The 859-nt window shown below is 54.1% G+C and carries 1 protein-coding gene; it reads right to left on the reverse strand.

Annotation, left to right across the window (positions count from 1 at the left end; translation table 11 throughout):
- Positions 1–859: host specificity protein J (locus tag WG891_RS26585; RefSeq protein ID WP_337265087.1), on the reverse strand; the 859-nt coding region annotated here is incomplete at both ends.

Below are 859 nucleotides of genomic sequence, written 5' to 3' on the forward strand. Positions count from 1 at the left end.
GCCAATGATCCAGCCCGGACCTGGTATATTGCCATCCGCGCCAACGGTGAAACTTATCACCCGGTCTTTCTCATTGGTCAGCAATAGCCATTTGCCGCGCCTGATCGCCTCGGTCTGCCGCGTGCAACCGATGGCCGTTAGGTCGGCTTGCTTGACCTGGTAACGGCGAATCAGGTTATTGTCGAACACCGGCTCAACTGAATCCTGATAGCCGTTCGCCGGGTCGCTCCAGCTCACCATGCAGGTGCTGTAATGCGTTTTCTCGCTGGCGCTGGCATCGGTAAACAGGCCGTCTTTAACGTTGGCGCGGGTATAGATGTAGTCCACATCGCGGGGCATATCGGACAGCACGTTCATGCTGTTGTTGGCCCAGAACGTCATGCCCCGGAAAATATTGGCAAAGTCACGCAGAACCGACCAGGCTTCTTCCTGCGACTGAATATACACGTCGCACATAAATCGCGGCTCCATGCCGCCGCCACCGCGCCCGTCCGGTACCAACTGATCACAATACTGCGCAATGGTGTACAGATCCCATTTCGTTAGCGCCAGATTCTCTGCACGAACGCGGGTACCGATACTGTAACGAGCGTTGATCAATAGGTCGTAAAAAATCCATGCTGGGTTATTCGTCCAGGCCCATTTGAATGAACCATCCCACACGCCTGTATAGGTACGGGCGATCGGGTCATAGGTGGTTGGGATGCGGATAATGCTGCCCTTAGGCTCACAGGATATCTGCGGGATGTTCTGAAACTGCTTTGCGTTGAACTCAACGAACAGAAGAGCGGTTTCTGGGTAGCGGAGTTTTACGTCAATCAGTTCAGTGATCGACTCGATCACCATCTTATCGGCAACC

Source organism: Serratia sp. MMO-28, from assembly GCF_037199905.1.
GTDB lineage: Bacteria > Pseudomonadota > Gammaproteobacteria > Enterobacterales > Enterobacteriaceae > Chania > Chania oryzae.